This window comes from Laceyella sacchari, assembly GCF_024927925.1.
Taxonomy (GTDB): domain Bacteria; phylum Bacillota; class Bacilli; order Thermoactinomycetales; family Thermoactinomycetaceae; genus Laceyella; species Laceyella sacchari.
This window is the reverse complement of the sequence record NZ_CP103866.1, coordinates 1112795-1138888: the sequence shown is the minus strand read 5'-3', so window position 1 is coordinate 1138888 and position 26094 is coordinate 1112795. Positions and strand designations below refer to the sequence as shown.

The following is a 26094-nucleotide window of genomic DNA, read 5'->3' as shown; positions in this document are numbered from 1 at the left end:
TCCCCTCCTGTGTGAAGTCCCTTAAGTATAGCATACCCGATGTTCAATTTCCGAATGTGAAAACAAAAAAGGAATGACGTTGTGATCATTCCTGTGTAAATCTCTCTGGTTCCTATGTTTTTTTACATCGATTGCGGATTGATTTTTTCCGGCCGCATGACCGGCTTGGTCAAATCCCCTGCGCTCCCGGAGACGCTCACATTTTGTTTGCCGTTGACAGTCAACTTCACTTGCTTTAACCCTGTGTTCTCCGTCAGGGACAGAACCAGCGCACCGACGGCGTCTTTGGAGGCGCGATGATCCGCGCTGTATTGCAACAACTGTTCACCCACATCAGCGACAACCATGTTCTTGTTGACACTCACCTTGTTCACTTGCAATGTTTGATCGATGGCGCTGGAGAGGGAGGATTGTTGACTTGGACCCTTGATTAATTCAGAAAGGGTTGCCTGGGCCACATTTTCCGTCCGATTAACCATCCGGGTGACGGGGACATAATACACCTCATTGTCTGGTGTTTGCCCCAAGAAATAAAGTGTCACGGGCATGCTGTTCGAGATGTCAATCCCTTCAGCCCTTTCCAGGTTGATGCCACGGTTACGGGTGAGACGGAGAGCGGGCGTTTTTTTCTTCGGCATCTCAGCCAGCGGTTTTCCCTCTACCCAGATGTTGACTTCTTTCACTTTTGGGAAACCGGTCAATGTCCAAGTGACCGCACTCAATACCTTTTCTTCCAGGTCGGCGGGATAATTGAGAAATTCTTTCGAAAAATCGACTGTCGCCGTGCCATCTTCAATGTTTAGGGCCTTGATCTTGGTGTTTTTCGGCAATATCGGCTCAAACCCCGCAGGCAGCATTTGTTCACCGGCTTCGCCTTTCACCATCAGACGCATCGCCGCTTTAGCCACTTCCTTGGTAGCCGGCACCTCCACTGTATAGGGTACGACATAGCCGGCATCCGTCAAGAAATAAAGCTCAGTCCCCCGCCCTTTTTTCACCTCAGCCCGCTTGACGACGACCGGTTCAGCATCCAGCTTGGCGTTGGTCGGCGGAGGATCAATCGCTTGGGAAGCGGGTTTGTCCCCCCAAGTACAGCCAGTGAGCATCAACGGCAGAATCAGCCATGCGAACGACCTTTTTATCAGTGAATTCGACATTGCATATCCCTCCAGGACAAGTCATGGTAGTAACATGTATACGGTCTTGGAGGGATTTTAGCACTCTCTTTTCGTAAATATTTGCGCGAATGGCAGGCGTCAGGCTGAAAAATCACCAGGTTTGCGTTTTCATGCCAGCCGCATCGGACTCACTCAGCGTGATCTGCTCCACTTCAATCGGGTAGCCAAACCAATCTTCGGCGATCCGGGCAAACGGTTCAGCTTCTCCGGTAGTGAAGAAACGATGGCGCGGTGCTTTCATCATGGTCAATAACCCCTGATGTTGCAAGATGGTGCTTAGTTCAACCGCAGTTTCTTCTGCCGAACTGATGATATTAACATCCGGCCCCATCGCCTTCTGCACCGCGTCAGCCAACAACGGATAATGGGTGCACCCCAAAATTAACGTGTCCAGCCCTGTTTTATGTAGCGGTTGCAAGGTGTCATGCACAATCCGGTCAGCCAGCTCCGTACGCCGATATCCACTCTCCACCAACGGGACAAAAGCTGGACAGGCCAAGCTGTGCACTGTCAAGTGGGGATGGATGCGGCGGAGGGCTTGCTCATACGCCCCGCTTTCAATCGTTCCTTGCGTTCCGATCACTCCCACCACATGGTTTTGGGTCACTTTGATCGCAGCACGCGCCCCTGGCTCAATCACTCCCAGCACGGGAACAGACACTCTTTCTCTCACTGATTGCAGGGCTGCGGCCGTTGCCGTGTTACAAGCGATGAGGATCGCTTTTAGCGGCTGGCTCATCAAAAACTCGACGATTTCCAGGGTATAACGTCGTACTTCTTCTGTACTGCGCGGTCCATATGGGCAACGCGCGGTATCCCCCACATAATAGATTGTCTCGCGAGGAAGTTGTCTCATCACCTCTCTGGCGACCGTCAAGCCCCCAACTCCCGAATCCAGAATACCAATGGCACGCTCCGTTGCTGAAACTGTCATGTTCACATTCATCCCCAATCATCGCTACACTGTTCTTTTTGCAATAAACAGTATATCGGTTATGTCAAAAGCCTTTTTCAATGAACGCCCCGCCTTACAAGAGCGTGGGAAAACGGGCATCGCATCAAAAAAAATCTCCCTCTTTGGCACAAGAGGGAATGGATTTAAGACTTTTTCATCTCTTCATGCAATACAGACAGATACTTTTTCATATGCAATGCCTCTTCGTCGGACAGATGGGACAAAATCTCGGAAAGATATTGGCGTCGCGTTTTCATCACTTCATCGATAATTTCTCTACCTTTTTCCAACAGATGGATCCGAACGACGCGCCGATCCCGTTCATCCCTCACACGCTCGACCACCCCGTTTTTCTCCATGCGATCAATCAGATCGGTCATTGTGCTGCATGCCAAAAACATCTTCTGGCTCAATTCGCCGATGGTCATGTCGCCGTCTTCATACAGCCACAACAGCGCGTTAAATTGCGGCGGGGTGATCGGAAAATGATTTAAAATGTCTCTGCCTTTTCGCTTCACAATCACGCTGATCTCGCGTAAGAGCCGCTCAATCTCGTTTACCGTTTCTGGTGACAAGGGTTGATGTTTATTCATAAAGCACTCCTTTAAAGCCCCACGTCAAGGGTGTTGACATAAATGTTAGTTGTGAGTGGAGGCAGGTTTGAATCTGCCCCTCGGCCCATCGGCTCTTTCGCTTTCATCGCTGACATCCACTCATCGATTCGCGGCCGTTCAACAATGACACTAAATAGGTTCCATTGACAAAAAGTATATTAAAAAAATGGGCGCGTGACAAATGCGAACAGTTTTTCGCACCGGGATACGGTTCAATGTGCAAAAGCGAAACGATCCTTCCAGACTAATATCGGCTTCTCACATACTTAACCCAATCCCCTTCTGGAATTACCATCCCCCTTTCTTTCAACCCATCCGCATCAACATAGACGTAAGTGTATGCGGTATATTGCCTATCCGGCGACCTCACTGTCACAGTGATCCGCTCATACAGATTATCGGGATGGCCGGTTCCGTGATAATCCTCCAACTGATCAATCCATCTCAACTCTTGATTGGAGACTTGGTACACTTCTCCCCATACGCGTTTGCTACCTGTGACCAATCCCGGATATCCGTAGCCGGTGTCATACAGCGTGCCGCTTATCCAAGCTTTTTCCGCGATCAAGCGTGCCTTGCGCAAAAGGGAAGCATTTCGCATCCCGCGCCGCAAACTGCCGTATACAAATAGCAATATCACTCTCTCTTCACTCCTTTTGACAGTGCTTTCTCAATCTCCCCTGCAAAAAAGGCATCACATCTGCTAAAATGTCTTTTTGTAACCTTGCATCACCCAAGGAGGTTGTATCCACATGAATGATATGCCAAAATTCTTGCAGCGCATCAATCAAGATCTGTGGCTCGTGGAAGATGAGCGGGAAAACATGAAAATCAGTTACCGCATCAAAGACGTGATCTTCTCTTCCCAATCAGAATTCCAACATGTCATGATTTTGGATTCCTATGATTTTGGCCGTATGCTGGTGTTGGATGGGGTCGTACAAACCACTTCTTTGGACGGACACATCTATAACGAAATGATTACACACATTCCATTGTCGATCCATCCCAATCCCGAGCGCGTCCTCATCATCGGCGGTGGCGACTGCGGTGCAGCCCGGGAAGTAGCCAAGTACGACGGGGTCAAACACATCGATATGGTGGAAATCGATGAAATGGTGGTCAAAGTATGCAAAGAGCATCTTCCCGCCGTCTCCGGTAATTTGGCTGATCCGCGGGTTCATTTCATTTATGCCGACGGCATGGTGCATGTGAAAGAAATGAAAAACCATTACGATGTGATCATCGTCGACTCTTCCGATCCCATCGGACCGGCCAAACAATTGTTTGAATATGATTTTTATCGGAACATCCACGATGCATTAAAAGAAGACGGATTAATGGTATGCCAAAGCCAATCTCCACTCTTCCACCGCGAAATCATGGAACAAACCGTGAAACACATCAAACAATTGTTCCCCATCCACAAAATTTACACGGCAACTGTACCAACCTATCCCGGCGGATTTTGGAGTTTCACACTTGGTTCAAAAAAACATCAGGCATTGCCGGAAAAACCATTCGACAAAAAGACCAAGTATGTAAACGACGCGATCTTGCGCACTTGTTTCGAATTGCCAGAGTTCTTACGCACAAAGTAACCGTCGATCCCTGGAGGAACTCGTCCTACTCACCGCGCCTCCAGGGATCAAACCCTCTTTCCAGCAAAACCCTTCCTAAGAAAAAGAAAGAATCATAAATAGATTATATTTTCATAATAGATTCAATTAACAATTAATTTATTATACAATAATATCGCATCACCACACATCTCGCTGAAGGAAGGGGTTTTTGCCATGCGCACGTGGATCGTTCGTGTTGTTGCGACGATGGTGCTCAGTTTACTTTTTGTCCCCCATTCAGCCAACGCCCACGCCGCTTCAAGCAACAAAAAGTATGTGGAGACAACCCGCTTCATCTTCGGCTCTTTCAGCGGCACTCGCACCAAAGGCGGTCGATTGCTACTGGATGCAAACCGGCTTCGACAAGGTACCGATTCAACCGGGCGATACAATCAAGGCACTTATTACTACGGTCAATGGCTTTCTCCAATTTCCCATCACCGTTTCAATGAAGCCATTGTCTCTTGGCAAGCCAACACCCCGGTCAACACTTGGATTGAGGTCGAACTTCGCGCCAAGGTGAATGGTTACTGGACAAAGTGGTATTCCATGGGCGTCTGGCTTGAACACGATCAGCCTTTTAAGCGCCATTCCGTTTCGGGACAAGGGGATGATCACGGTCGCGTCGCCACAGACACACTGATTTTAAAAAGCTCGGCCACAGCTTATCAGACGCGGATCAAGCTGTTTACAACAGACCCTGCAAAGACGCCAAGCTTGCGCGCTTATGGGGTGGCCTTCTCCAATGGACAAGACGAACCTGGCACATTCCCCAGCCGCGGGATAAACAAAGCCTTGGATGTGCCGACACGCTCACAGATGGTCTTCCCAGATGGCGGCGAAGTGTGGTGCTCCCCCACTTCCACGTCCATGGTTATGGCCTATTGGGCAAGGGTGACCGGCCATACGGAATGGGACCAACCCGTTCCCCATGTCGTCAGCAAGGTGTGGGATTATGTATATGACGGAGCGGGCAACTGGCCGTACAACACGGCATATGCTGCATCCCAGGGCTTAGATGCCAAAGTAGTCCGCTTCAGAAGCTTAAGCGAGGTAGAACCTTGGATTCGAGCGGGTATCCCCGTAATTGCCAGCATCGCTTTTGGACCAGGTGAGTTGCCAGGCGCCCCCATCTCCCGTTCCAATGGCCATCTTTTGGTCATCCGTGGCTTCGATCGTGATGGCAATGTGCTCGTCAACGATCCTGCCGGTCCCGCCGATGACCAGGTACGCTTCACCTATGGACGAAAGGAGTTTGAAAGCGCTTTCCTAAAGCATTCCAATGGAACCGCCTATCTCATCCATCCCCACGGATGGAAAACACCATAATCTCATGCCGCTCGTCTCAGAGCGGCATCCTTTTAGCAACGCATCCCTCTCGTCCGGCCATGGATTCAACCATTGACTTTCTCCAATTTTTCCGTGTGTTTCAATTCCGTGACAGCACGGATGCCTGAGGCGAACATGCAAATGCGCATTTCCAATTCAATCTGTTCCAATCGCTGCATCAGCGCATCCAAATCCATGTCTGCGGCCGATTTCAACAACGTTCGTCCAAATCCAGCCAAATCAGCCCCCAACGCAATGGCTTTGGCCGCGTCTACACCATGATGAAGCCCTCCGCTAGCAATAACCGGAACGTCGGGGACGTGGTAGCGCACATCGATGACACACTGCGCTGTGGGAAGCCCCCATTCGCGAAAAGCATCCGCTGCGGCAAAGCGGACCGGGTTATACGATCGATATTTTTCCACTTGGCTCCACGACGTGCCACCAGCGCCGGCCACATCGATAAACGCTATTCCCCGCTCAACTAACGCTTTGGCTAATGAACCGTGAATGCCCCACCCCACTTCTTTCACGCCGACCGGAAACTCCAACTTCCGGCACAGGTGTTCAATCTTTTGCAACAGTCCGCTGAATTGGGTGTCCCCTTCCGGCTGAAATACTTCTTGCAAAGGGTTTAGATGCAACACCAATCCATCCGCCTTAATGAGGTCAACCAAGCGACGGCAATCGTCCACTTGCAATCCTTTGTTCAATTGCACGGCGCCGATATTGGCCAGAATCGGAATGTCCGGGGCGAATTGACGCACTTGAAACGTCTCCAACGCTTCCGCACTCTCCAAAGCAACCCTCATCGAGCCCAGCCCTAACACCCATCCCCGAGCTTGAGCCGCCTGCGCCAACCGGCGGTTGATTTCTCCTGTCTCCTTTGTACCTCCAGTCATGGAGCTAATGAGCAAGGGCGCTTTCACCTGTTTGCCCAAAAAAGATGTCGCCAAAGAAACCGTGTCGAAATCGATCTCCGGCAAGGCTTGGTGCCGAAAACGATACTCTTCAAAGCCGGTGGTGATCGTTTTGCCCGTCACATCTCGCTTTAGCACAATATCGATATGTTCCGCTTTGCGGCGTTTCGTTTCATCAGGCCGCTCAAGCATCGCCTTCATCCTTTCGTCACGCTGTCCGTTATCAATAATATCTCCCACCCGGCCGTTTTTGTATCCTGGCAGGCAGATCATCGCTTGGGCACACGTGCAAAAAAAAAAGCGGCAACGCGCCGAATAACGGTTTTAGAGGCACCGGATAGAATGCCTCAAACGCACTCTAACGCCGATCCGGTACCACATCTGCCTCTTCTTTTCTTCCCCTCACCTGATCGGTGAATATATCGAGTCTTCTCCCTTCGATTCGAACCGTACGGTTATTCAGCCAGGTTCCATCCGGCCAGCATTCATTTTCTTTAATATATATTTCTTTTGAAGGGCGAAAGGGATTCTCATTGCTCGATACTTTCACCCTGGCCAAACACTTGGTCGTGAGGCTGGAAGCATGATTGACGGCGATGGTCAAGCGATACCTGCCGTCCGGGGAATCCACTTCCTTGATCACATCATCATGGGCGATGAGAGTCAACACAAAAAAAGGCTGGGTGAACAGGAACACAGCCCCCATTCCGACCGCCCCCAAGACGGTGATCGCTTTCGTCACCCGCCGATCCCAGTCCTCCGTCCGTTCTTGAATCCATTGGGAGAAAGGAATCCTGAAGCGGTAATCGGCATACCAATATCCCATGAATCCGACCAAAAATAACATTTTCAGCAAGAAATCCCCTTGGTACAAAACCACCAAATAAAAAAGGGACACCACCAGATGCGTCGCCAAGGACAGGATGGCTCGATTGGGACTTAGCTTTAACAGAATCAAGTAGTCGATCCAAAACGTAAGTGGAAATATCACGCCATAGGTAAAGAAAAAATAGGACAGGATGATGACACTCCAGTGAATGGAGTGTCCCGGATATGCGATAATCATCAGACTCAAAACCAGCCACAAGAAAAAGCAAAAGAATCCTTTTCTGATCATATGAAGACCAAAGGATGAAAACCCTTTTGCTTGCCGACTGCTTTGTGTGTAAACTGCCTCCACGGGTCGCCCTCCTTTGACAAAATTGTCCGATCAATCTTCACCATTCACCATTTTTCGCCCCGCAGTTGGCATATTCCTTTTTTTGCAAGTTGCAAATATCTCTGCCGCGTCGGCTGACGGCAAAGAAAAAACCCCTTTGATGCCCTGGGAACGGGACTGAAGGGGTTGTCTCACGCTATCCGTCTCTGCGAAAATATCCCATCACTTCAACGGTCTCCATAACGTTGACAAATGCTTTGGGATCGATTTCTTTGATCAAGCGCTTCACACCCGCCAGTTCGTAGCGGGAAATGATCATGAACAACACTTTCCGCCGTTCACGTGTATAAGCGCCTTCACCATCCATGATCGTAATGCCTCGAACCAATTTAGAAATAAGGTGTTCTCTAACCTTTTCACCGTTATCAGTGATGATCATCAAGGTTAATTTAAGGTGTTTGGTATGAATCGCATCAATAACTTTGCCGGAAACGAAAATAGACAGCATCGTGTACAATGCACTATCCCAATCAAATACAAAGCCAGCCACAAAGATGACAATCGCATTTAACGCAAACATGAGCATTCCCGCCGGAAGCTCTTTTTTTCGCGTCAACATAAAGATGATAATGTCGAATCCACCAGTCGAACCGGAAGATTTAAAAATCAAACCCGTGCCGATCCCGGCCAGCACGCCGCCGAAAACCGAAGACAAAATAGGGTCTGACGAAATCGGCTTGATGGGAATCAACAATAAGGCAATTGATGTGACAGTTACCGAAAAAATCGTGTAAAACATAAACCGCTTGCCCAACTTGCAAAATCCAAGCACCATCAGCGGAAGATTGAGGGCGTAGTTGATAATCCCCGTATTGATTGGCGTAATTAGCGCCAACATCATCGCAATGCCGGCAACGCCGCTACTCAGAATCTTGTGTGGCAGCAAAAACATATTCCAAGCGAAAGCGATCAACACGGACGACAGAAAGATGTTCACGAAATTAATCACACGCAGTTTAACCATATCCACCACTTTTTCCAATCCATTTGTTATCAAATCCATCCATGAGTATACCACCGGCACGGCACCATCGACATGTCACATCGTACACATTTCCGCAGTCATTTCTCTGACACCTTGTATGAATACAGCCACATCTGCGCCGCGCTATACTATCAGGTTTCCTACATGCGTTGCCGGATAAACATGAACACCGCGCTCAACAACAAAGCCCCTCTTTTCCGTTTAGAGGGGCTTTGTTGTTGATGTTAATTGTATTAGAAACTGCTGTAGGGAGCTAAGCCAATCATTCCGCGCCTTCATCCAATTTCATCGTGTAGCAACGCACTGGCTCCCCGCCTTTTGGCCGATATACCGCAAACAAAGCGGTTCGTTGCTCCAACACGCGGCCAGTGGCGAGATAAGCATCCAAATCAAAAGGCAATATCTCCACTACGGCATGCTTATGCAAGTCCCGTTCGTTCAAGCGGATGGAGGCAAATTCGTCCGACAAGCGCCCCGGCTGTTCAGCCGCCTGACGCAACAAGGCGGCATGCGTGGCCTTGTCCATGGTAAAATCCCACCAAACCTTGCGGGGACGTTGTTTGTGGTTCAGGTAATAATCATATTTCATCAAGCCGAGGATTACATCCATCCGCTTGGTTCCGCGCTGTTGCAAAAAATCCCGCAAACGCGTAAACAAATCCTCCAACTGATGGCCGATCTTCCGCCAGCCGCGCGCTTCCCAATAATCACCGAATTCCTGGAAAAAATCAAACGGCGACGGGAATTCATGCCGGATCAAATAACCAATGGTGTGATCCATGCGGTGGGCATTCCAATATTTCTCCAAAACATCCTCAACTCGCTTGATCCGGACAATATCCGAAAACGGCAGGTGATCATTGCCCAAAATTTCATAAGGGGCCCGCTCCATAAAGACGTAATTGTATTTTTCCGCATCATGGCGCAAGCCCGTCCCCCGTAACATCTTCAAGAAACCGAGCTGCAACTCCTCTGGCTCCAAGGCAAACACATCGTTAAAGGTCTTTTTGAATGTGGTGTAATCCTCCAACGGCAACCCCGCAATCAAATCCAAGTGTTGAGCAATCTTGCCACTCTCTTTCACTTTGGTTACCGTCCGGGTGAGTTTGGTGAAATTTTGGCGCCGCTTTACCAGCAAATTGGTAGGATCGTTGGTTGACTGAACACCGATTTCAAACCGGAAGATGCCCGGCGGCGCATGTTCCGCCAAAAAGTCGAGCACTTCCGGGCGCATGATGTCCGCTGTGATCTCAAATTGAAACACGCAGCCTTGATGGTTATCAATCAGGAACTGGAAAATTTCCATCGCATAGTCCCGTTTGATATTAAACGTACGATCCACAAATTTGATCAGCTTGGCACCATGGTTGATCAAGTAAAGCAAGTCTTGTTTGGTACGCTCTATATCGAAATAACGGACACCCACTTCAATGCTGGACAGGCAAAACTGGCAACTAAACGGGCACCCCCGGCTCGTCTCAAAATAGACGACACGATTGGGCAAGTGAGCCACATCCTCCGGGAAGCGATGTGGTGATGGCAAGTGATTCAAGTCTAATTTGGGGCGCGGGGGGTTGATCCGCACCTCATCCCCAGCACGGTAGGCCAAACCCAATACAAAATGGAACTTCTGCTCACCGCTCAATTCGGTCAATAGCTGGTGAAATGTAGCTTCTCCCTCTCCGACGACAATGAAGTCGACTTGGGGCAGACGCTTCATCCAATAATCAGTGTCATAGGAGACCTCTGGCCCTCCCAGTACAATCTTTACATCCGGCTTCACTTTCTTCAGCATGTCGATCACGGTGATCGTCTCTTCTATATTCCAGATGTAACAAGAGAACCCCACCACATCAGGTTGTCGTCCATACAGGTCGGACACAATGTTCATCACTGGGTCCTTGATGGTGTATTCTGCAATCTCAATCTCAAAATCCCGCTCACTGTACGCCTTCAGATAACGCAAGGCCAATGAGGTGTGGATATATTTTGCATTTAATGTAGCCAGCGCGATCTTCATTCGATTCAACCTCATCACTTTGTTCTTAATTCCATTGTCTCCCTGTCTGGAAACAATCCTGCCCCTATTCTACACTGTTCCCAGTCAAAAAGGGAATCTCCAGCCATTTTTCATCATCCGTCCCTGCCATGGAATTTGCAGCAGCATGCACATTGCTAAAGCAGAAATGAAAGGTACGGAGTGAAATCATCCCCTGCCGGTTATGGCAAGGGATTCTTTAATGCCCGAATCACACATCACTTATCTTCTCCCAGTTCCCAATCCTCTCGGGTCAGGGCATAGATGAGGTGATCCTCCCACACTTGATTGATATATAGATATCGTTTGGACAACCCCTCATAACGGAAACCCGTTTTCTCAAGAACTCGACTGGACCGCCGATTTCGCGGCATCACCGCCGCTTGCACCCGGTGCAAATCCACTTCATTGAAGGCGAAACGAAGTACCAGTCGCACCGCTTCGACCATCAACCCTTTTCCTTGTTGCTCCTCGGCGATAAAATAACCCAAAGTGCAGTTTTGCCAAGCTCCGCGCACGACATTGCTCAAATTGACCCTGCCTGTCAATGAGCCCGTCTCATTTAGAAATATGCCAAACCCATACCCTTGATCTTGATCCCACTTCGCTAAATCTTGCTCAATCACTTCCAGTTGTCCGGCCATCGTAAAATAACTATCGGGAAACCTTGGTTCAAACGGCTCCAAATACTGCCGATTGGCCACCCGCAACTGCAACAGCGCTTCAGCATCTTCCCGTTCCAAACGGCGAATCGTGATTCGTTCTGTTGACAGCATGATTTATCTCCGCCCTTTTTTTCGTATATTCCCAATCATAGGGTTTACAGTATAAATGGGAAATGGTGAGATAGTCAAAAAACCCGGGTGCTGGATCAACCCGGGTGTGATGCATAAGCCTAGCTTCATCGGTATGCGTTTTTCACATAATCGGTACTAAATTGGCCCAATCCATCAAAGTAACTATCGGTCAGTCGGGCGGGATCGGTAGCCATCGCCCCACGAGCGACGGAATCATCTTTGTCATCCCATCCCCATGCAGCGTTGGCCGCGTTATCCTTGCCATTGTCTCCGGCAAACGTTCCCCAGCTGGCGAAGGTTTGACTGTCTGAACGGTGATCCCACAATCCCCCGGCTTCAAACGTGTTCACCAACCGATATTTAACATGGCGGTCATTCCCATGTTCCGGCACCTCTGCCACTGAACGGTCCGGATAGTAGATCACACCATCTCCACCCGGGAATTCTCCACCGTTCCACGCTTTTAGTCCATGTCCCTTCGCTTCTTGGAATGTAGCCGGGTGCAACGCTCCATCATAACTTACCATTCGCAATTGGCCGTCAATATTCTCTTCCCCATCGGTAAGCGGACTGCCTGCCGGAGTGAAAGAATAGAAGTTGGTGTGGAAGACGGTGACCATGCCTTCCAATTTGCCATAGGCGCTTCCATCCTTCCGAACAATCGCCATGGCTCCCTCCATATCATTTTCATGTGTGTCCAGCCCGAAATCGGGATAATCCACCCAATCACGTGGATGATAGAAGCTGTAGACGATATACCAGTGTGTGCCAGTCTCCACGACAGAATAGTATACAGTCGCCCGCAGGCGGCTCAGATCATCGTCTTGGTTTTCCCAATTGTTTTTGGCATTCCAATCTCCGTCAAAGTCGACCGCTGTCAAGTAATCAGCGTCCGCATCAGTATCATCCGTATCCTGATAGTGAACAGGAGCCCAGCGATAAGCCAAGTCCAAATCGTCGGCCGCTTTTGCTGGTTGGGGCCATACGGCCGATGTACACACTACCACCGCCGCACAACAAATCCATCTTCTCCATCGGCTAAAAGCCATGTGTTCTCCTCCTCCAAATCAATTGTCGCACTTTTCAATCTTACTAATAAATTCTTATTTCAACAATAAAATATACTATAACCCACAAAAATTAATCCATTCCCAGAAGAACATGATAAACTATTACCGATATTTAGAAGCCTGATCCCATTGACTGCACGATAGATCAAGTTTTTGTTGGAGGTTTTCATGGAGAAAGAAAAGTGGCAAATCCCTTTTGATCACCCAGATGCGGTATCTCTCCTCACTCAACGCTTAAATGAGTTGCTGGCGCCGCATTCTCATCGGCCGCTTCTATGCCTGTGCATCGGAACAGACCGCAGCAGCGGCGACACCTTGGGTCCCTTGGTCGGCACATTGCTAACGGAAGCGCCTTCACCCAACATCCAAATCTGCGGCACGTTGGCCCAACCAGTCCATGCTTTCAGCTTGAATCAAGTAGTCGCGGAAATCACACAACTCCCCAAAACGCCACTCATTATCGCCATCGACGCCAGCTTGGGCAAACAGAAAGAAGTCGGCATGGTTGAAGTTGGGGAAGGTGCGCTTGTTCCGGGAAAAGGCGTCGGCAAACAACTGCCCGCAGTCGGGGACATCCATATCAAGGGCATCGTCAACGCCGCCGGTGCGATGCCCTCTCACATTCTGCAAACCACCCGATTCCATGTAACGTATGAGATGGCAATCAAAATTAGCCGCGCGCTGTTAACCGTGGCCGCAACCCATAGCACGCCACCCATTTGAGGTGGCGTCTGTTCAATCATTTGTCCTCGAGAATATTTCCTGATACATTGAAATTATCAGCTAGTACTTCATGCTTGGCCATGTGCAAACATTCTTTTTAACTATCGTCGAAAACGGAGCGGATGAATGATGAAAAAATGGGAAACTAAGGCGCAATTAATCGATCTTCTATGCGAGCTAGTCCATATTCCAAGCATCACTGGCAGTGCGGGAGAGATTATGCTCCCCCGCTTGGTGACACAACAACTACGATCCCTTGCTTATTTCCAAGCCCACCCCGATCATATCGAAACTCACCCGACCGGCGATGGACGCGAATTTGTGACAGCGCTGGTCAAACATCCAAGCAATGTGAGCAAAACGGTCATCTTGATCAGTCATTTCGATGTTGTGGATGTGATCGATTACGGGATATGGGAACCACATGCGTTTGATCCAAAGACGCTCACTTCCCTGTTTCGCGACAATCGAGAGACCCTGCCCGACACGGTTCGGGCCGACCTCGAAACCGGTCATTGGCTTTTCGGCAGGGGCATCATGGATATGAAATGCGGCTTGGCCTTGCACATGGCCATGATTGAACAAGCTTGCCATCAAGCTTTTGACGGCAACGTATTGTTGTTGACCGTGCCTGATGAGGAGATCAATTCGGTTGGGATGCGGGCGGCAGTTCCCAAACTTTTGGAATTGGCTGAACGACATGGGCTCGTTTACCGCGCTGTCCTAAACTCCGAACCCATGTTCACTCGCTATCCCGGCGATGAAACAAACTATATTTACACCGGCTCCATTGGCAAAGTGTTGCCAGGATTCCTGTGTTATGGCAAAGAAACCCATGTCGGTGAACCCTTTGCTGGGTTAAACGCCAACTTCATGGCCTCCAAACTCACCAACGCTCTGGAGTTGAACACCGACTTTTGCGAAAGAATCGGAGAGGAAGTGACACCTCCCCCAACCAACCAGATGCAAACGGATTTGAAAAAAGATTACTCCGTTCAAATCCCGCACCGAGCAGTCACGTTATTTAATCTGTTCTTATATGATAAAGGCATTGATGAACGCGTCACACAATTACTCTCTCTCGCCCGGGAAGTGGCGGCAGAGATCAAAGAAAACGTACTCATGCAGGCGCAGCGGTATGGCACGTTCACACCGGCAGAAACGGATATAAGCGTGCTCACTTATGAACAACTGTATGCCTATGCGGCGCGCACGCACGGCCAGGAACGCGTGGAACAAATCCTGCAAGAAGCATTACGCCGAAGCGATCCGGGAGACCAACGCCAAACCACGATCAACCTGGTTGATGAACTGGCTATTTTGTGCAAAGAAATGGCTCCCATGATCGTGTTGTTTTTCTCTCCTCCGTATTATCCGGCAGTAAACAAGAGCGACCATCCCTTGATCAAGCGAGTTGTTGCTCATATGATCGACACCGCCCAGAAGACGCATGGAGTGACGCTGAAACACCAGCATTATTTCGGAGGAATTTCTGACCTGAGTTATGTCGGATTGCAAAGACCCTTGTCCACCCTGCTCCCGCTGGTGAACAACATGCCCCTGTGGGAGCGCGGCTATGATATTCCGCTGGGCGCGTTGCAACAACTCGATGTGCCAGTGCTAAACTTTGGCCCTGTCGGCAGGGACGCCCATCAATGGACAGAGCGGCTCAATGTCGATTTTGCATTCGGTCCAATGATGGAATGGTTACCTGAATGTATTCAACAACTTCTAGCCGATGAATAACCACTTGCCTCACATCACTCTGAAAAAACAAGCGGTCAGCCATGGCTGACCGCTTGTTTTCAATATTCCCCTTTATCCACGATTTCGCCCAAATGTCGGGACATCAAATACTCCGTCGCCGCTTGCACATCCCTTGTCAAAAACGGGGGCTTGCCCGGCTCATATATAATCCATCCCAGCAGTTCCACATCGGCCACATAACGATCAATCGTAAACGGACCATAATGAACGGGCTCACCGATCTCAATCCATTCCAAGCTCCATTTTCTCATCGGCGCCAACTCCGTACACCCTTTTACAATATTTGACGGAACACCTTCCTGTTTTGTTTCATTTATCGCAAAAAAATCCTTATTTTTTATCTGTTGTTACCAGGGTGTATCTGATGAATAGGCCAGCGGCTTCAAAACCATTTCTCATTCGCTTCACGCGTGGCGAAGCGCTCATCTAGAAAAGGTTTTTCCGCCGCTTCTTCCTCACCAACTTGATTGATTTGCCAGACACACCCTAGTGAGGGTTGGGCGCAATCTCATTTAATTTGATTCAAATCATATGGCGTTTCTTGGTATACGTAATAATTGAGCCAATTTGAGAACAACAAATTGCCATGGGCGCGCCAACGTTGCAACGGTTGCTGGTTGGGATCATCCTGTGGGAAATAATGTTTTGGAAGCGGCACCTCGATCCCTTTGGCCCGGTCGCGTTCATACTCTTCTTTCAATGTGTACAGTTCATATTCCGAGTGGCCCGTCACAAAAATCTGGCGTCCATCTTTGCTGATTATGATATAAACACCTGCTTCTGGGGATTCAGCCAAGATCTCCAACTCCTCGACCTTCTCGATCTCCTCTCTGCGCACCTCGGACAAACGGGAATGCGGCGCATAGAAACAATCGTCAAACCCGCGCAACAGCTTCGTATTTTGTTTACATATCACATGTTCAAACACACCAAAACACTTTTCCTGCAGTCGGTGTTTGGGGATGCCGTAATGATGGTACAAGGCGGCATGTGCTCCCCAACAGATGTGCAAAGTGGATGTTACATGATGCAGTTTCCAATCCATAATCTGCCGCAACTCGTCCCAATAGTTGACCTCTTCGTAATCCAAATGGCCGACAGGAGCGCCCGTGATGATCATGCCATCGTATTTTTGGTGTCGAATTTCATCAAATGTCTTATAAAACATGGCCAAATGTTCCGGCGGAGTATGCCGGGTGGTGTGCGTCTTCGGATGAATCAGGTCAATCTCCACTTGCAGGGGCGAATTCCCCAAAAGGCGCAGGATCTGGGTTTCAGTTGTGATCTTGATAGGCATCATGTTCAAAATGACGATTTTCAACGGGCGAATATCCTGACGAAAGGCATCCCGCTCCCCCATGACAAAGATGTTTTCCTGATTGAGAATATCGATTGCCGGCAATTTATCCGGAATTTTGATCGGCACCAGCCTCTCCCCCCGTTTCTCCTCGAGCGCACTCTTTTCCTTGCTCGTGGGAAATTTTTTGTTATTTAAACTTGTAAACCAACATACCGCCTAACGCAAGAGGAATGAATAGATTGCGAATATTGAGAAACGATTCATAATTCGCTGAAGCAGATAACCAAAAATTAACTCCTCATCTCCGCCACGGAAAGTCAACCAGACTCCCCCCCATTCTCTTCTTCTGACCACCTTCACGGTGTATAATCGAGCATACGAGCGTCATTCCACTTCAGGAGGAACTCAACTATGAATCATCTCATCGAATTATTGCAAGCAATCCCCTTGTTTCAGGGCCTCACGGAAGCAGAGTTGGAAAAACTGTTGGAAATCGTAGACATCCGCCACTGCCACAAGAAAGAAGTCATCTTCAGAGAAGGTGCTGCGAAAACGGCGATTTACATCATTCAAAGCGGCATGGTGAAAACATACAAAACGGACGACCAAGGGCATGAGCAAATTGTTTGTTTGCTCAAACAGGGGGATATGTTTCCCCACACCGGCTTCTTCAACCAGCTCCCTTACCCAGCAACGGCTGAAACCATTGATCATACCGTGCTGATCTCCATCCCGGTGGCACCGTTTGAACAGGTCATGCTGTCTAATCCCACCATGGCAGTCAAGGTCATGCGGGTGATGGGTAACAAAATATTGGATCTACAAAAACAATTGCACGAGTATGTCGGCCATGATGTACAACAGCGTGCGGTCACCTTTTTGTTGGATCTGGCGGACAAATACGGTGAAAATCAAGATGGCGCGATCCAGATCAACATTCCACTCACCCATCAGGACTTTGCCAGCGCCATCGGCACTACCCGTGAAACGGTCAGCCGGCTTTTGAGTCAACTTCGCAAACAAGGGTTGCTCCGTATGGGTCGGAATCAGTTTGTCATCCTGGACCTGGATGCTTTGCGCCATTGGGCAGGTTCTTAAACGATCCGGATGTGCTGTTCACCTCTTGTTCACACGATTTGTGATATCTATCACATACTTTCCCGGCAAATCCCTTTACCATGAAAGGAGAGCACACATCAGAAGAGAGGGATTTCCATGTTACAGAAGGAAACGATTCGACTGATTCAAGAATCTGTCCCTTTATTACGTGAATACGGGCACAAAATCACCGCCAACTTTTACAAACGTCTGTTCAACGAACATCCCGAATTACTGAATATCTTCAACCACGCCAATCAACATAAAGGCCACCAACCACAAGCCTTGGCCAATGCTGTCTATGCTGCGGCCGCGAACATCACACAATTGGAACAAATTCTGCCGACAGTGAAACACATTGCCCATAAACATCGGAGCATCGGGGTGCTACCGGAGCATTATCCCATCGTCGGCCAAAATTTGCTGTTAGCCATGCGCGACGTGTTACAAGACAAACTGACAGAACCGATGCTGAACGCTTGGCAAGAGACGTACGGGGTCATCGCTGACCTCTTTATCCAAATGGAAGAAGAATTGTATCAGCAAGCAGAACAGCAACCCGGTGGCTGGCGTGGATTCCGGGATTTGGTCGTAACCAAAAAAGTGCGCGAAAGCGAGCACATCACGTCCTTTTATTTGGAGCCAAAAGACGGCCAACCGCTGCCCACCTTCCTGCCGGGCCAATATATTAGTGTCAAAGTAGAGATTCCAAGCGATCCCTACACACACATCCGGCAATACAGCCTTTCTGACGACCCCAATGCGTCACATTACCGCATCACGGTGAAGAGGGAAGAGAAAGGCAAAGTATCAACTTATCTCCATCAAGAAATCGAAGAAGGAAGTGTGCTGTCCGTCAGCGCACCAGCCGGTGTGTTTACACTGGAGCAAACCGACTCCCCTGTCATCTTGCTTAGCGCCGGCGTAGGCTTGACACCGATGTTGAGCATGCTTAAAGCATTAGCCCAATCTCCCTCTACGCAGCGAGTCATCCATATTCACGCCACGCGCAACAGCCAAACACATGCACTGCGGGAAGAGGTACTCCGCATCGCCAACAGCCATGCCCATATCGAAAACTATTTCTGCTATTCTCAACCTACGGACACGGATCGGTTGAACCGGCTATATGACAAAGAAGGGCTCATTGACGCTGAGTGGCTGAAAACGGTATTGCCTTCCACTGGTCATTTCTATTTGTGCGGGCCGTCGGCGTTCATGCGCGATTGCTACCAAGCACTTCTGTCACTGGGCATTGATCCAGCCGCGATCCATCATGAAATTTTCGGTCCAGCCGGAGCATGGACCCCGCCTGCTGCTGCACGGATGGGAGCAACGCAATAAATGCGGTCGGGAACTGACTGCTCCCATCTGCCAACATGACCCTGTTTTCTCCTTGCTATGCCACACACACTTGCATCGTCCTTGGCTATGCCCGAACGCATGGCCAAGGACGTTTTGTGTTAGCTATCAACAGCAAATCTCGCTGATGCCCGAATCGTCGATATCTACTATATAGCCTGAGACGCATACTTGCTGAGAATTGGCTTGCGAGTTGGAATCGATTCTTTCTTATTGGCCCATTGGTCGCTTTCAACAGGAAAAGCCTCTTTTTGCAAAACCTTGCTTCATTAGTAATTTGTCTGTCGATATATTGTTTGCTCTACAAACATGTTTACATAGATTTTGAACCAGAAGCACCCCTTGCCCGCATCACTTTCCTCTCCCCCCTGCTTTTTTTGGTGTTTGATCGCGTTTTGAGCGTGACATCATCATCATCGTCCTCATCATCCAGGATGGTTTGATTCGTTTCCTCCTCCGTTTGTTTTTCCTCTGACACGACCGCTGGCTCCCGCTTCATTTCAGCGACTCGTTTGCGCAGCGTCTCTATTTGCTCTTCTTTTTGATCTAGCTCTTTCTCCAACTGCTCCAGCTGCGCTTCCATTTTCATTGCTTTGTCTTGTTCATAACGCAATCGGGTATAGCTTGGCCCAATGATTCCCGACTAAATGACCGCAAGGATGAAAATGGCTACATTCCACTTCCTCCGACCCAGGTCTATTCGCCGCTTCCCCAAGGGGATAATCAGCTTCCGATGCCAGCGGCTCGGGTAAACCATGCCAATCAAAGTGTACAACCCCACACACGCAAGAACAAATTCCATTAGCGGCTTCCCAAATGTCCAAAATGCAGACAAAGCAACCCGGAAAGTATTGGCCCAGGGTAAAAACGCATCTCCGTCCCAACAGCTCGGCCCTGCTTGGTCTGAATTTTCATTTACCCGAAAATGAAAAAATCAACTCTTTATCCATTCACAATAAACCATTTATTTAAGGCTATTTTTCATGTCTATTGGTTCACGAAAGCTTTGTTTCGTAAACCATTTATTTTTAAAGCGCATGTGATGCTGTATTCTGCACACAAAATTTCCTTTTCGCACCCGCCAAACTGACTACTTGCCTGGGTACACCTCTTCGCAAAACTTAGCCTCTGTTCAGCTTTGATTCATCTGCCATTCAGCTTTAAAGAGATAAAATTGAATGGAATCATCAAGCAATAGGTGGCACCACTGTAAAGAAACGTTTATGGCGGGCATTGCGCAAATCATTCCCAATGACGCTTCGTTGGTTATGGCGCTGATTTCTCTCTTATATGGAGAGTTAAACTGGTCTTTGGACAATGGTGTTGGTCATCATGAACCTCGTGCTCTTGTGGATGGGCCGACGGAAACTGTTAATGTTTTTTTGGAAAAACATCCCTGCGGATCAAGCATCAGAGAAAAGAAGGGAAGTAGCATAACTCCATTTATCACGAACGCACTAATTATTCTGTGTGTGGTGATCACCTTTTTTACTTGGTCAAAGATGATGTAGAAGAAAAGAAGAAAACCAAATCCTGAACCCTCGGGTATACTTACCAAAAGAAAAGAATCCCCAGCCGATTCAACAGCTGGGGATGCATGCTTCACATTAAAATTTGAAATGGTCGGGATGTTGCCCAAAGCGGTGATTTTGATTTAATCCATCCAGTCGCGCCATATCCTCAGGCGAAATCTCGAAGTCAAAAATATCCGCGTTTTCCTCAATCCGACTTGGTGTAACAGACTTGGGGATGGTCACCACTCCATGCTGTAAATCCCAACGCAATACCAATTGCGCCGGCGTCTTGCCATATTTTTGGGCCAACTCCACAATCACCGGCTGATTCACAACATTGCCGCGCATCAACGGACTCCATGCTTCCAACTGAATCTTCTCCCTCTCACAAAAGGCGCGCAACTCCTCCTGTGTCAACAAAGGATGGAATTCCACCTGATTGACTGCTGGCGGCACTTCACAGGCAGCCAGCAACTCCTGCAAATGATGCGTTTGAAAATTGCTTACGCCGATTGCGCGCACCCAGCCATCCCGGTACAACTTTTCCAAGGCCCGCCATGTATCCCGGAACATCCCCGGCACCGGCCAATGAATAAGATACAGATCGAGGTAGTCCAAGCCCAACTTTTTGCGGCTACGGTCAAAGGCAGCCAGCGTGGCTTCATACCCTTGATCCGTGTTCCACACTTTGGTGGTGACAAACAGTTTATCCCTTGCGATCCCCGATTGTTTGAGCGCATGGCCCACGCCGGTTTCATTATGGTAGAAAGCCGCCGTATCCACACTGCGATAGCCTGCTTGAAGAGCCGTTTCCACCGCCTGCTCCACTTCTTTGCCTTCTTGTGCCTTATACACCCCCAAACCCAACCAAGGCATTTCCACCCCGTTGTTTAGCAAAACACAATCCGTAATTTGACGCACCATCCTTCTACTTCCTTTCCATTCTTCTGATTTATTCCGGTTCACCCACCAGGGATGGCAAGCAAGTACATTATACCTACCCTCCCCTGCCCATGAAAGGCGCACCGCAAGCACGATTGTGCGTTAACGCTCATCCCGGCAAGTTTCCACGCTTATATTGGTCTAGGCAACTTTTGCAGATGCATGCCTTGTTTTTGTACGCTGATGGTACCTGTTCGAGCAGACCCGCAGGAAACGCTTCTATTCTACACCAACAGTCACCGATGCGCTGCTCCGCCAGATTGCCGCACTGGTTGTGTTTGCCGCACAGCGGACAAGTTGCCGGATTCACACCGCCCATTTCTCCCCATCCCTTCTTATCTTTTCACATCGCATAAAGTTACTGCCTTCAACCTGTCACACAATATTTTGCAACTATTTCAGAATAAGACACGTCACAATTGAGCAACAACCTAATCACATTAAAAGAAAAACCGGAGGAAACAAACATGCATTCAGGTAAGCGCCGATCTCAAGCACTCTTGTTCGGCCTGGCTTTCACCCTATTGGTCGGTTGCAGCTCGCATAGCATACAGATGGACACCAGCCAACCGCTCCAACACACATCTGGCAGCATGGCAAACCACTCGTTCGACAAGACGGCGGCCAACAACGCTTCCACCACCTCCAACCAATTGCCATCGACGCAAAAAATGAGCAAAAAAATGATCTACACCGCGCGCATCAACTTGACTGTGCCCAATTACAAGGACACAAAAACCAAGCTGGAAGCGCTGGTGGAGCAACATGGCGGTTACATGATAAACAGCTCGGAAAGATCGAGCCACACGATCCGGGGCGACTTCACCTACCGTATTCCACAAGCGCAGTTTGACCCATTTATCAAGGAGATACCCAAATTGACAAAGGCCCCCTCTCCTTCCATTCAAATCAATGGAAATGATGTCTCCGAAGAAATGGTGGATCTAGCTTCGCGGCTGAAAGCGAAACAAGTGATGGAAAACCGTTTACTTGATTTCATGAATAAGGCTACCAAAACAAGTGATTTACTTAGCATCTCCACCCAATTGAATCAAACTCAAGAAGAAATCGAACAAATCAAAGGACGGTTAAACTATTTAAACAACAAAGTGGATTTTTCCACCGTCCACCTCACCATCGAGCAAGCGGTCGTCTCACCCACCGCATCCAACCCATCTTTGGGCAAACAGATGGCTGAAGCGTTTTCGCTAAGCATCGCCCGACTAAAGGCATTTGGAGAAAACTTGCTCATTTTCCTTGCTGCTGCTTTACCCATCTTGTTTGTCTTGGGAGTGATTACGGTTCCGGTGATTTGGTTGGTGCGCCGAATGAAAAAGAAAAATAACCAGCCGACCCCACCCCCTGCTTCAGATTCATCCTATTAACAGGCGGCATAGGTACGCATGGTGTCGGTCAGCAATGCAAAAGAGCGGGACACGTAATGTAGCCCGGCTTTTTGCGTCTTGTGGGAATGCCAAATCAAGTCCTTACTCGCCGGACACCATCTTCCATCCTTTTTCCTTTCTCGCCAATTTTATATACAATGGGTAGGTTGAAGGGGAATCAAAGAAAAAGTGGTAATTAGTACAAGACAAGCTGTGAAAGGATGGAGATGGCAGTGGCGACCAGATCAAATGAAGAATTGCAGTTATTGAGCATTCCTTTTCGGAGCAGACTGAACCAATTTATGAGCAGTCTGACCAAAAAGCGGATTGTGTTGAATTGGCACAAGGACAAAGAGCGCATAAAGCGCAAACTGTATAAGGATGATGTGGACTGTGACACCCAGTTCCTGTTGTGCTTGGCCGATTATTATCATGAGATTAAACCCATTTTGCTGCAATCTTACCGGGAGGAATATCCCGAAGAACCGCCCACGCCAGCCAAATTGAAAGAATGGATGGAGGACTGCGCCATCGCTTCCAGCGTACTTGGCCACAAAAAAGCCCGCAATGTGTGGTTGGAAATCATCCGTGTTTTTGAATGGTTGATGGAAGCCAACCTGATCCCGATGAATGAAAAAAACGTATTGATATAAAAAGGCTGAGGATCCCCCTCAGCCTAATAACCGGCCACCCCATCAGCGTTTCCGTTTTCCCCGATTGGCCAACTGGATGGCTTCAAGAATTTTGCGCTGATATTCATCCTCTTCGGATTGGCGCGCTTCTTGAAGCCGTTTCGCTTCTGCTTGCAACCGCTTTCTCTTTCTGTCTAAAATTTCAAGATACTTTTGATCAAAATCATCCCCGCTGTACCCCGCAAACAGGGACATTTTGCTCGCATCACTTTGCTTTCTCCTCTGCTGCTGATTCCCACTAAACAATCCCATGTCAAGCCCCCCATCATTTTTTCTGTTTGGGGTGTGTAATATGATCATGATTATTTCCTATATGACGGAATGATCGTTCAATTCATTCCCTTCCCTTCTTACTATGCGATAAACGACCAGCGCAATTCAATAGGCTTGCACAAATGACATGGATCATTCACCGTTTTGCCCTAGTAGCGCCAAAAAACGTTTTTTCATCAGACAAATAATTCAATTGCTTGTTGCAATTTAGTATTCTTAAGCATAGAGATCATATCTGACAAAAGAATAAAGATATGTAATCCACATCGAGCAACTAGGGCGTGTCTGGTGAATGATTAATTGAGCCACATGATCAAGGAAATCAAGGTAATGGCGGCACAAAAATAAACCGCCCGTTTTTCATAACGAGTGGCGAAGCCACGCCATTGCTTCAGGCGGTTAATACAGCGTTCAATCACGTTTCGGCGTGAATATTGTTCTTTGTTGAAGGTCAGAGGACGCCCCGGCTTTTTGGCCCGACGCTCCGCCTGATCTCTGCGTTCGGGGATGGTATGGGAAATCCCACGTTTTTGAAGAAATCGACGACAAGACGGATAACTGTAGCCGCGATCGGCAATCAGATGATCCGGCCTCTTGCGAGGCCTTCCTTTTCCCAAACAGGGAACGGAAATGGAATCGAGTAATGCTTGTAATTGGGTACAGTCATGCTGTTGACCGGGAGTGATTGTAAAAGCAAGCGGTCGACCTTTTCCGTCACAAGCAAGATGGATTTTGGTCGTCAGACCTCCGCGGCTTCGTCCGAGTGCCTCATTCTGGAAGCGAGGGTCCCCCTTTTTTCGGCGCGCCTGCGGCGTGCTGATGAGCTCGGACAATCGTGCTGTCAACGAAAACAACCCAATCGACATCGGAAACGGCGTGGGAGTAAGTCTGAACATGCTTAAGCAAGCGATCCCACGTCCCATCCTTTTGCCAACGTGTAAAACGATAGTAGCAAGTTTTCCAAGAACCATAACGTGCAGGCAGATCCCGCCAGGGAGCTCCCGTCCCAAACTTCCACAGGATTCCGTTCAAAATGGTTCGGTGGTCTTTCCACTGTCCGCCTCGTTTCCCATTCGAAGGCAATAAAGGCTCGATCTTTTCCCAAGCCTCATCTGTAATCTCATAACGCCGTCTCATCATGATGTCTCCTTGCTTTTGTTGTTATGAACATTCTAACAGGAAATCATGATGGATTCACCAGACACGCCCTAGACAAATGGGAGGATTCGCAATGGTAAAAAAGACATTATGGGGATTGGCTTTATTCAGTTCCCTGGTCTTGCTGTGTTTTGGCGCGTTTTTGTTGTATGTGACGCTGACCGATTATGAACCTGAACCGATCCTGCCTCTCACCGTCAACAATAACGCGAGCCAGAAATTGACTACTGGTATCCCGTTCACGGTGACAACGTTTAACATCGGCTACGCCGGTTTGGACAAAGACCAAGACTTCTTCATGGATGGAGGAACCCGCTCCCGTGCCGCCAGTAAAGAGCAAACTACAAAAAACTTAAACAAGATCCTTGCCTTTTTGAAAAAAGAAGCTTCTTCGTTCTATCTATTGCAAGAGGTGGATGTGGACTCGTCCCGAAGCTATCATATCAACCAACCGGCCGCCATGCGGCAACATCTTCCGGACTATGGATTGGTGTTTGCCCAAAATTATTTGGTGCCATGGGTGCCAATACCCATCTTCGACCCCATGGGTTCTGTCAACGGGGGACTGGTCACCTTATCCAAGTATCAGTTGAAGCAAAGCACCCGCTTCTCCCTGTATGGCAAGGAAGATTGGCCACAGCAACCATTTGACTTGGACCGGTGTATTATGGAAAATCGGATCCCCTTACAAAATGGGAAAGAATTGATCCTAGTTAACCTGCATCTGTCTGCCTTTGACAAAGGCGGAAAAGTCAGAAAGCAACAACTGGCCTTTTTGAAAGAATTTATGCAACGCCACGTGCAAGCAGGAAACTATTTGATTCTGGGCGGAGACTGGAACCACCTGATCCCTGGCACGGACCCAAAACGATTTAAAGCGAAAGAATCTTGGCCTGAGTGGATACAAACGATCCCGCCCGACTTTCTGCCCAAAGGGTTTACTTGGGTGGCAGATGGCAGTGTTCCCACATCCAGAACGTTGGCACTCCCTTTTAAACAGGGAATCAACTTTCAGTCCAACATCGACGGTTTCTTGGTCTCCTCCAATGTAGAAGTGAAACGTGTATATGGCCATTCGCTTCAATTTGAATACAGTGACCATAATCCCGTTACCGCCGAATTTGTATTAAAATAACAAGCATGAAAAAAGCCG

27 protein-coding genes are annotated in these 26094 nt (G+C 48.6%); 10 read left to right on the top strand and 17 right to left on the bottom strand.

Annotated elements, in window-relative coordinates:
* Positions 1–122: 122 nt before the first annotated feature.
* The 4 genes from NYR52_RS05685 to NYR52_RS05670 all read right to left on the bottom strand — a co-directional run bounded on the left by NYR52_RS05685 (position 123) and on the right by NYR52_RS05670 (position 3387).
* On the bottom strand, positions 123–1157 hold the full coding sequence (locus NYR52_RS05685) for a GerMN domain-containing protein (protein ID WP_259436487.1): 1035 nt from the start codon (positions 1155–1157) through the stop codon (positions 123–125).
* Positions 1158–1269: 112 nt separating this feature from the next.
* A complete protein-coding gene (gene racE / locus NYR52_RS05680; protein WP_132219999.1) occupies positions 1270–2112 on the bottom strand; it encodes a glutamate racemase in 843 nt (280 codons plus the stop codon).
* Positions 2113–2276: 164 nt separating this feature from the next.
* A complete protein-coding gene (locus NYR52_RS05675; protein WP_022735998.1) occupies positions 2277–2726 on the bottom strand; it encodes a MarR family winged helix-turn-helix transcriptional regulator in 450 nt (149 codons plus the stop codon).
* A gap of 265 nt (positions 2727–2991) precedes the next feature.
* Positions 2992–3387 (bottom strand): gamma-glutamylcyclotransferase family protein, encoded by a 396-nt coding sequence (locus NYR52_RS05670; RefSeq protein WP_132219998.1) that lies wholly within the window; start codon positions 3385–3387, stop codon positions 2992–2994.
* 112 nt (positions 3388–3499) lie between these two features.
* On the opposite strand from NYR52_RS05670, the gene speE reads away from it, so the two are divergent.
* Both speE and NYR52_RS05660 read left to right on the top strand, forming a co-directional pair.
* Positions 3500–4348: a polyamine aminopropyltransferase gene (speE, locus tag NYR52_RS05665; protein ID WP_259436486.1), complete on the top strand. Its 849-nt coding sequence runs from the start codon at positions 3500–3502 to the stop codon at positions 4346–4348.
* A gap of 195 nt (positions 4349–4543) precedes the next feature.
* Positions 4544–5698, top strand: coding sequence for a C39 family peptidase (locus NYR52_RS05660; RefSeq protein WP_259436485.1), 1155 nt, complete (start codon positions 4544–4546; stop codon positions 5696–5698).
* Positions 5699–5763: 65 nt separating this feature from the next.
* Here the strand turns inward: NYR52_RS05660 and fni are convergent, their stop codons facing one another.
* From fni to NYR52_RS05630, 6 genes are all read right to left on the bottom strand, one after another.
* Entirely contained in the window at positions 5764–6810 is a 1047-nt protein-coding gene (fni, locus tag NYR52_RS05655; protein WP_132219995.1) for a type 2 isopentenyl-diphosphate Delta-isomerase, read from the bottom strand.
* Positions 6811–6976: 166 nt separating this feature from the next.
* Positions 6977–7798: a DUF5412 family protein gene (locus NYR52_RS05650; RefSeq protein WP_259436484.1), complete on the bottom strand. Its 822-nt coding sequence runs from the start codon at positions 7796–7798 to the stop codon at positions 6977–6979.
* Positions 7799–7973: 175 nt separating this feature from the next.
* The gene (locus tag NYR52_RS05645; protein WP_211341900.1) at positions 7974–8786 is read right to left on the bottom strand and encodes a YitT family protein; all 813 of its coding nucleotides are present in this window, start codon (positions 8784–8786) and stop codon (positions 7974–7976) included.
* Between the two features lie 298 nt (positions 8787–9084).
* Positions 9085–10842 carry a B12-binding domain-containing radical SAM protein gene (locus tag NYR52_RS05640; RefSeq protein ID WP_132219993.1) on the bottom strand — a complete coding sequence of 586 codons (1758 nt, stop codon included), beginning with the start codon at positions 10840–10842 and terminating at the stop codon, positions 9085–9087.
* A gap of 236 nt (positions 10843–11078) precedes the next feature.
* The gene (locus tag NYR52_RS05635) at positions 11079–11636 is read right to left on the bottom strand and encodes a GNAT family N-acetyltransferase (protein WP_132219992.1); all 558 of its coding nucleotides are present in this window, start codon (positions 11634–11636) and stop codon (positions 11079–11081) included.
* A 125-nt stretch (positions 11637–11761) separates the two neighbouring features.
* Positions 11762–12706, bottom strand: coding sequence for a hypothetical protein (locus NYR52_RS05630; protein ID WP_246026828.1), 945 nt, complete (start codon positions 12704–12706; stop codon positions 11762–11764).
* A 189-nt stretch (positions 12707–12895) separates the two neighbouring features.
* Between NYR52_RS05630 and yyaC the strand changes: the two genes are divergently transcribed.
* Together yyaC and NYR52_RS05620 are read left to right on the top strand one after the other, a co-directional pair.
* Positions 12896–13450, top strand: coding sequence for a spore protease YyaC (gene yyaC, locus NYR52_RS05625; RefSeq protein ID WP_132219991.1), 555 nt, complete (start codon positions 12896–12898; stop codon positions 13448–13450).
* Positions 13451–13579: 129 nt separating this feature from the next.
* Complete coding sequence (locus NYR52_RS05620) at positions 13580–15196, top strand: M20/M25/M40 family metallo-hydrolase (protein WP_132219990.1); 1617 nt, start codon at positions 13580–13582, stop codon at positions 15194–15196.
* Positions 15197–15255: 59 nt separating this feature from the next.
* On the opposite strand, the gene NYR52_RS05615 is transcribed toward NYR52_RS05620, so the two are convergent.
* Together NYR52_RS05615 and metA are read right to left on the bottom strand one after the other, a co-directional pair.
* Positions 15256–15468: a hypothetical protein gene (locus tag NYR52_RS05615; protein ID WP_132219989.1), complete on the bottom strand. Its 213-nt coding sequence runs from the start codon at positions 15466–15468 to the stop codon at positions 15256–15258.
* A 257-nt stretch (positions 15469–15725) separates the two neighbouring features.
* Positions 15726–16643, bottom strand: coding sequence for a homoserine O-acetyltransferase MetA (metA, locus tag NYR52_RS05610; protein ID WP_132219988.1), 918 nt, complete (start codon positions 16641–16643; stop codon positions 15726–15728).
* 285 nt (positions 16644–16928) lie between these two features.
* Here metA and NYR52_RS05605 point away from each other — a divergent pair, with 285 nt between their 5' ends.
* On the top strand, positions 16929–17615 hold the full coding sequence (locus NYR52_RS05605) for a Crp/Fnr family transcriptional regulator (protein WP_132219987.1): 687 nt from the start codon (positions 16929–16931) through the stop codon (positions 17613–17615).
* Between the two features lie 117 nt (positions 17616–17732).
* The gene (gene hmpA, locus NYR52_RS05600; protein WP_132219986.1) at positions 17733–18959 is read left to right on the top strand and encodes an NO-inducible flavohemoprotein; all 1227 of its coding nucleotides are present in this window, start codon (positions 17733–17735) and stop codon (positions 18957–18959) included.
* Between the two features lie 331 nt (positions 18960–19290).
* Here the strand turns inward: hmpA and NYR52_RS05595 are convergent, their stop codons facing one another.
* Positions 19291–19590 (bottom strand): hypothetical protein, encoded by a 300-nt coding sequence (locus tag NYR52_RS05595; RefSeq protein WP_132219985.1) that lies wholly within the window; start codon positions 19588–19590, stop codon positions 19291–19293.
* Positions 19591–20155: 565 nt separating this feature from the next.
* Here NYR52_RS05595 and NYR52_RS05590 point away from each other — a divergent pair.
* Positions 20156–20488: a hypothetical protein gene (locus NYR52_RS05590; RefSeq protein WP_132219984.1), complete on the top strand. Its 333-nt coding sequence runs from the start codon at positions 20156–20158 to the stop codon at positions 20486–20488.
* Positions 20489–20584: 96 nt separating this feature from the next.
* On the opposite strand, the gene NYR52_RS05585 is transcribed toward NYR52_RS05590, so the two are convergent.
* Together NYR52_RS05585 and NYR52_RS05580 are read right to left on the bottom strand one after the other, a co-directional pair.
* Positions 20585–21415 (bottom strand): aldo/keto reductase, encoded by an 831-nt coding sequence (locus NYR52_RS05585; protein ID WP_259436483.1) that lies wholly within the window; start codon positions 21413–21415, stop codon positions 20585–20587.
* 127 nt (positions 21416–21542) lie between these two features.
* Complete coding sequence (locus tag NYR52_RS05580) at positions 21543–21752, bottom strand: cysteine-rich CWC family protein (protein WP_132219983.1); 210 nt, start codon at positions 21750–21752, stop codon at positions 21543–21545.
* Between the two features lie 148 nt (positions 21753–21900).
* Here NYR52_RS05580 and NYR52_RS05575 point away from each other — a divergent pair, with 148 nt between their 5' ends.
* Together NYR52_RS05575 and NYR52_RS05570 are read left to right on the top strand one after the other, a co-directional pair.
* On the top strand, positions 21901–22818 hold the full coding sequence (locus NYR52_RS05575) for a DUF4349 domain-containing protein (protein ID WP_259436482.1): 918 nt from the start codon (positions 21901–21903) through the stop codon (positions 22816–22818).
* Positions 22819–23051: 233 nt separating this feature from the next.
* Positions 23052–23471, top strand: coding sequence for a hypothetical protein (locus NYR52_RS05570; protein WP_132219981.1), 420 nt, complete (start codon positions 23052–23054; stop codon positions 23469–23471).
* A gap of 42 nt (positions 23472–23513) precedes the next feature.
* On the opposite strand, the gene NYR52_RS05565 is transcribed toward NYR52_RS05570, so the two are convergent.
* Together NYR52_RS05565 and NYR52_RS05560 are read right to left on the bottom strand one after the other, a co-directional pair.
* Positions 23514–23762, bottom strand: a complete 249-nt coding sequence (locus NYR52_RS05565) for a hypothetical protein (RefSeq protein WP_029071755.1) — start codon at positions 23760–23762, stop codon at positions 23514–23516.
* Between the two features lie 317 nt (positions 23763–24079).
* Positions 24080–24920 (bottom strand): IS5 family transposase gene (locus NYR52_RS05560; RefSeq protein WP_375163144.1). Its coding sequence is split into 2 segments (ribosomal slippage): positions 24080–24583 and positions 24585–24920, totalling 840 coding nucleotides; the frame shifts between segments, so codons are not numbered across the junction.
* A 94-nt stretch (positions 24921–25014) separates the two neighbouring features.
* On the opposite strand from NYR52_RS05560, the gene NYR52_RS05555 reads away from it, so the two are divergent.
* Positions 25015–26076 (top strand): endonuclease/exonuclease/phosphatase family protein, encoded by a 1062-nt coding sequence (locus NYR52_RS05555; protein ID WP_259436481.1) that lies wholly within the window; start codon positions 25015–25017, stop codon positions 26074–26076.
* Positions 26077–26094: the final 18 nt, after the last annotated feature.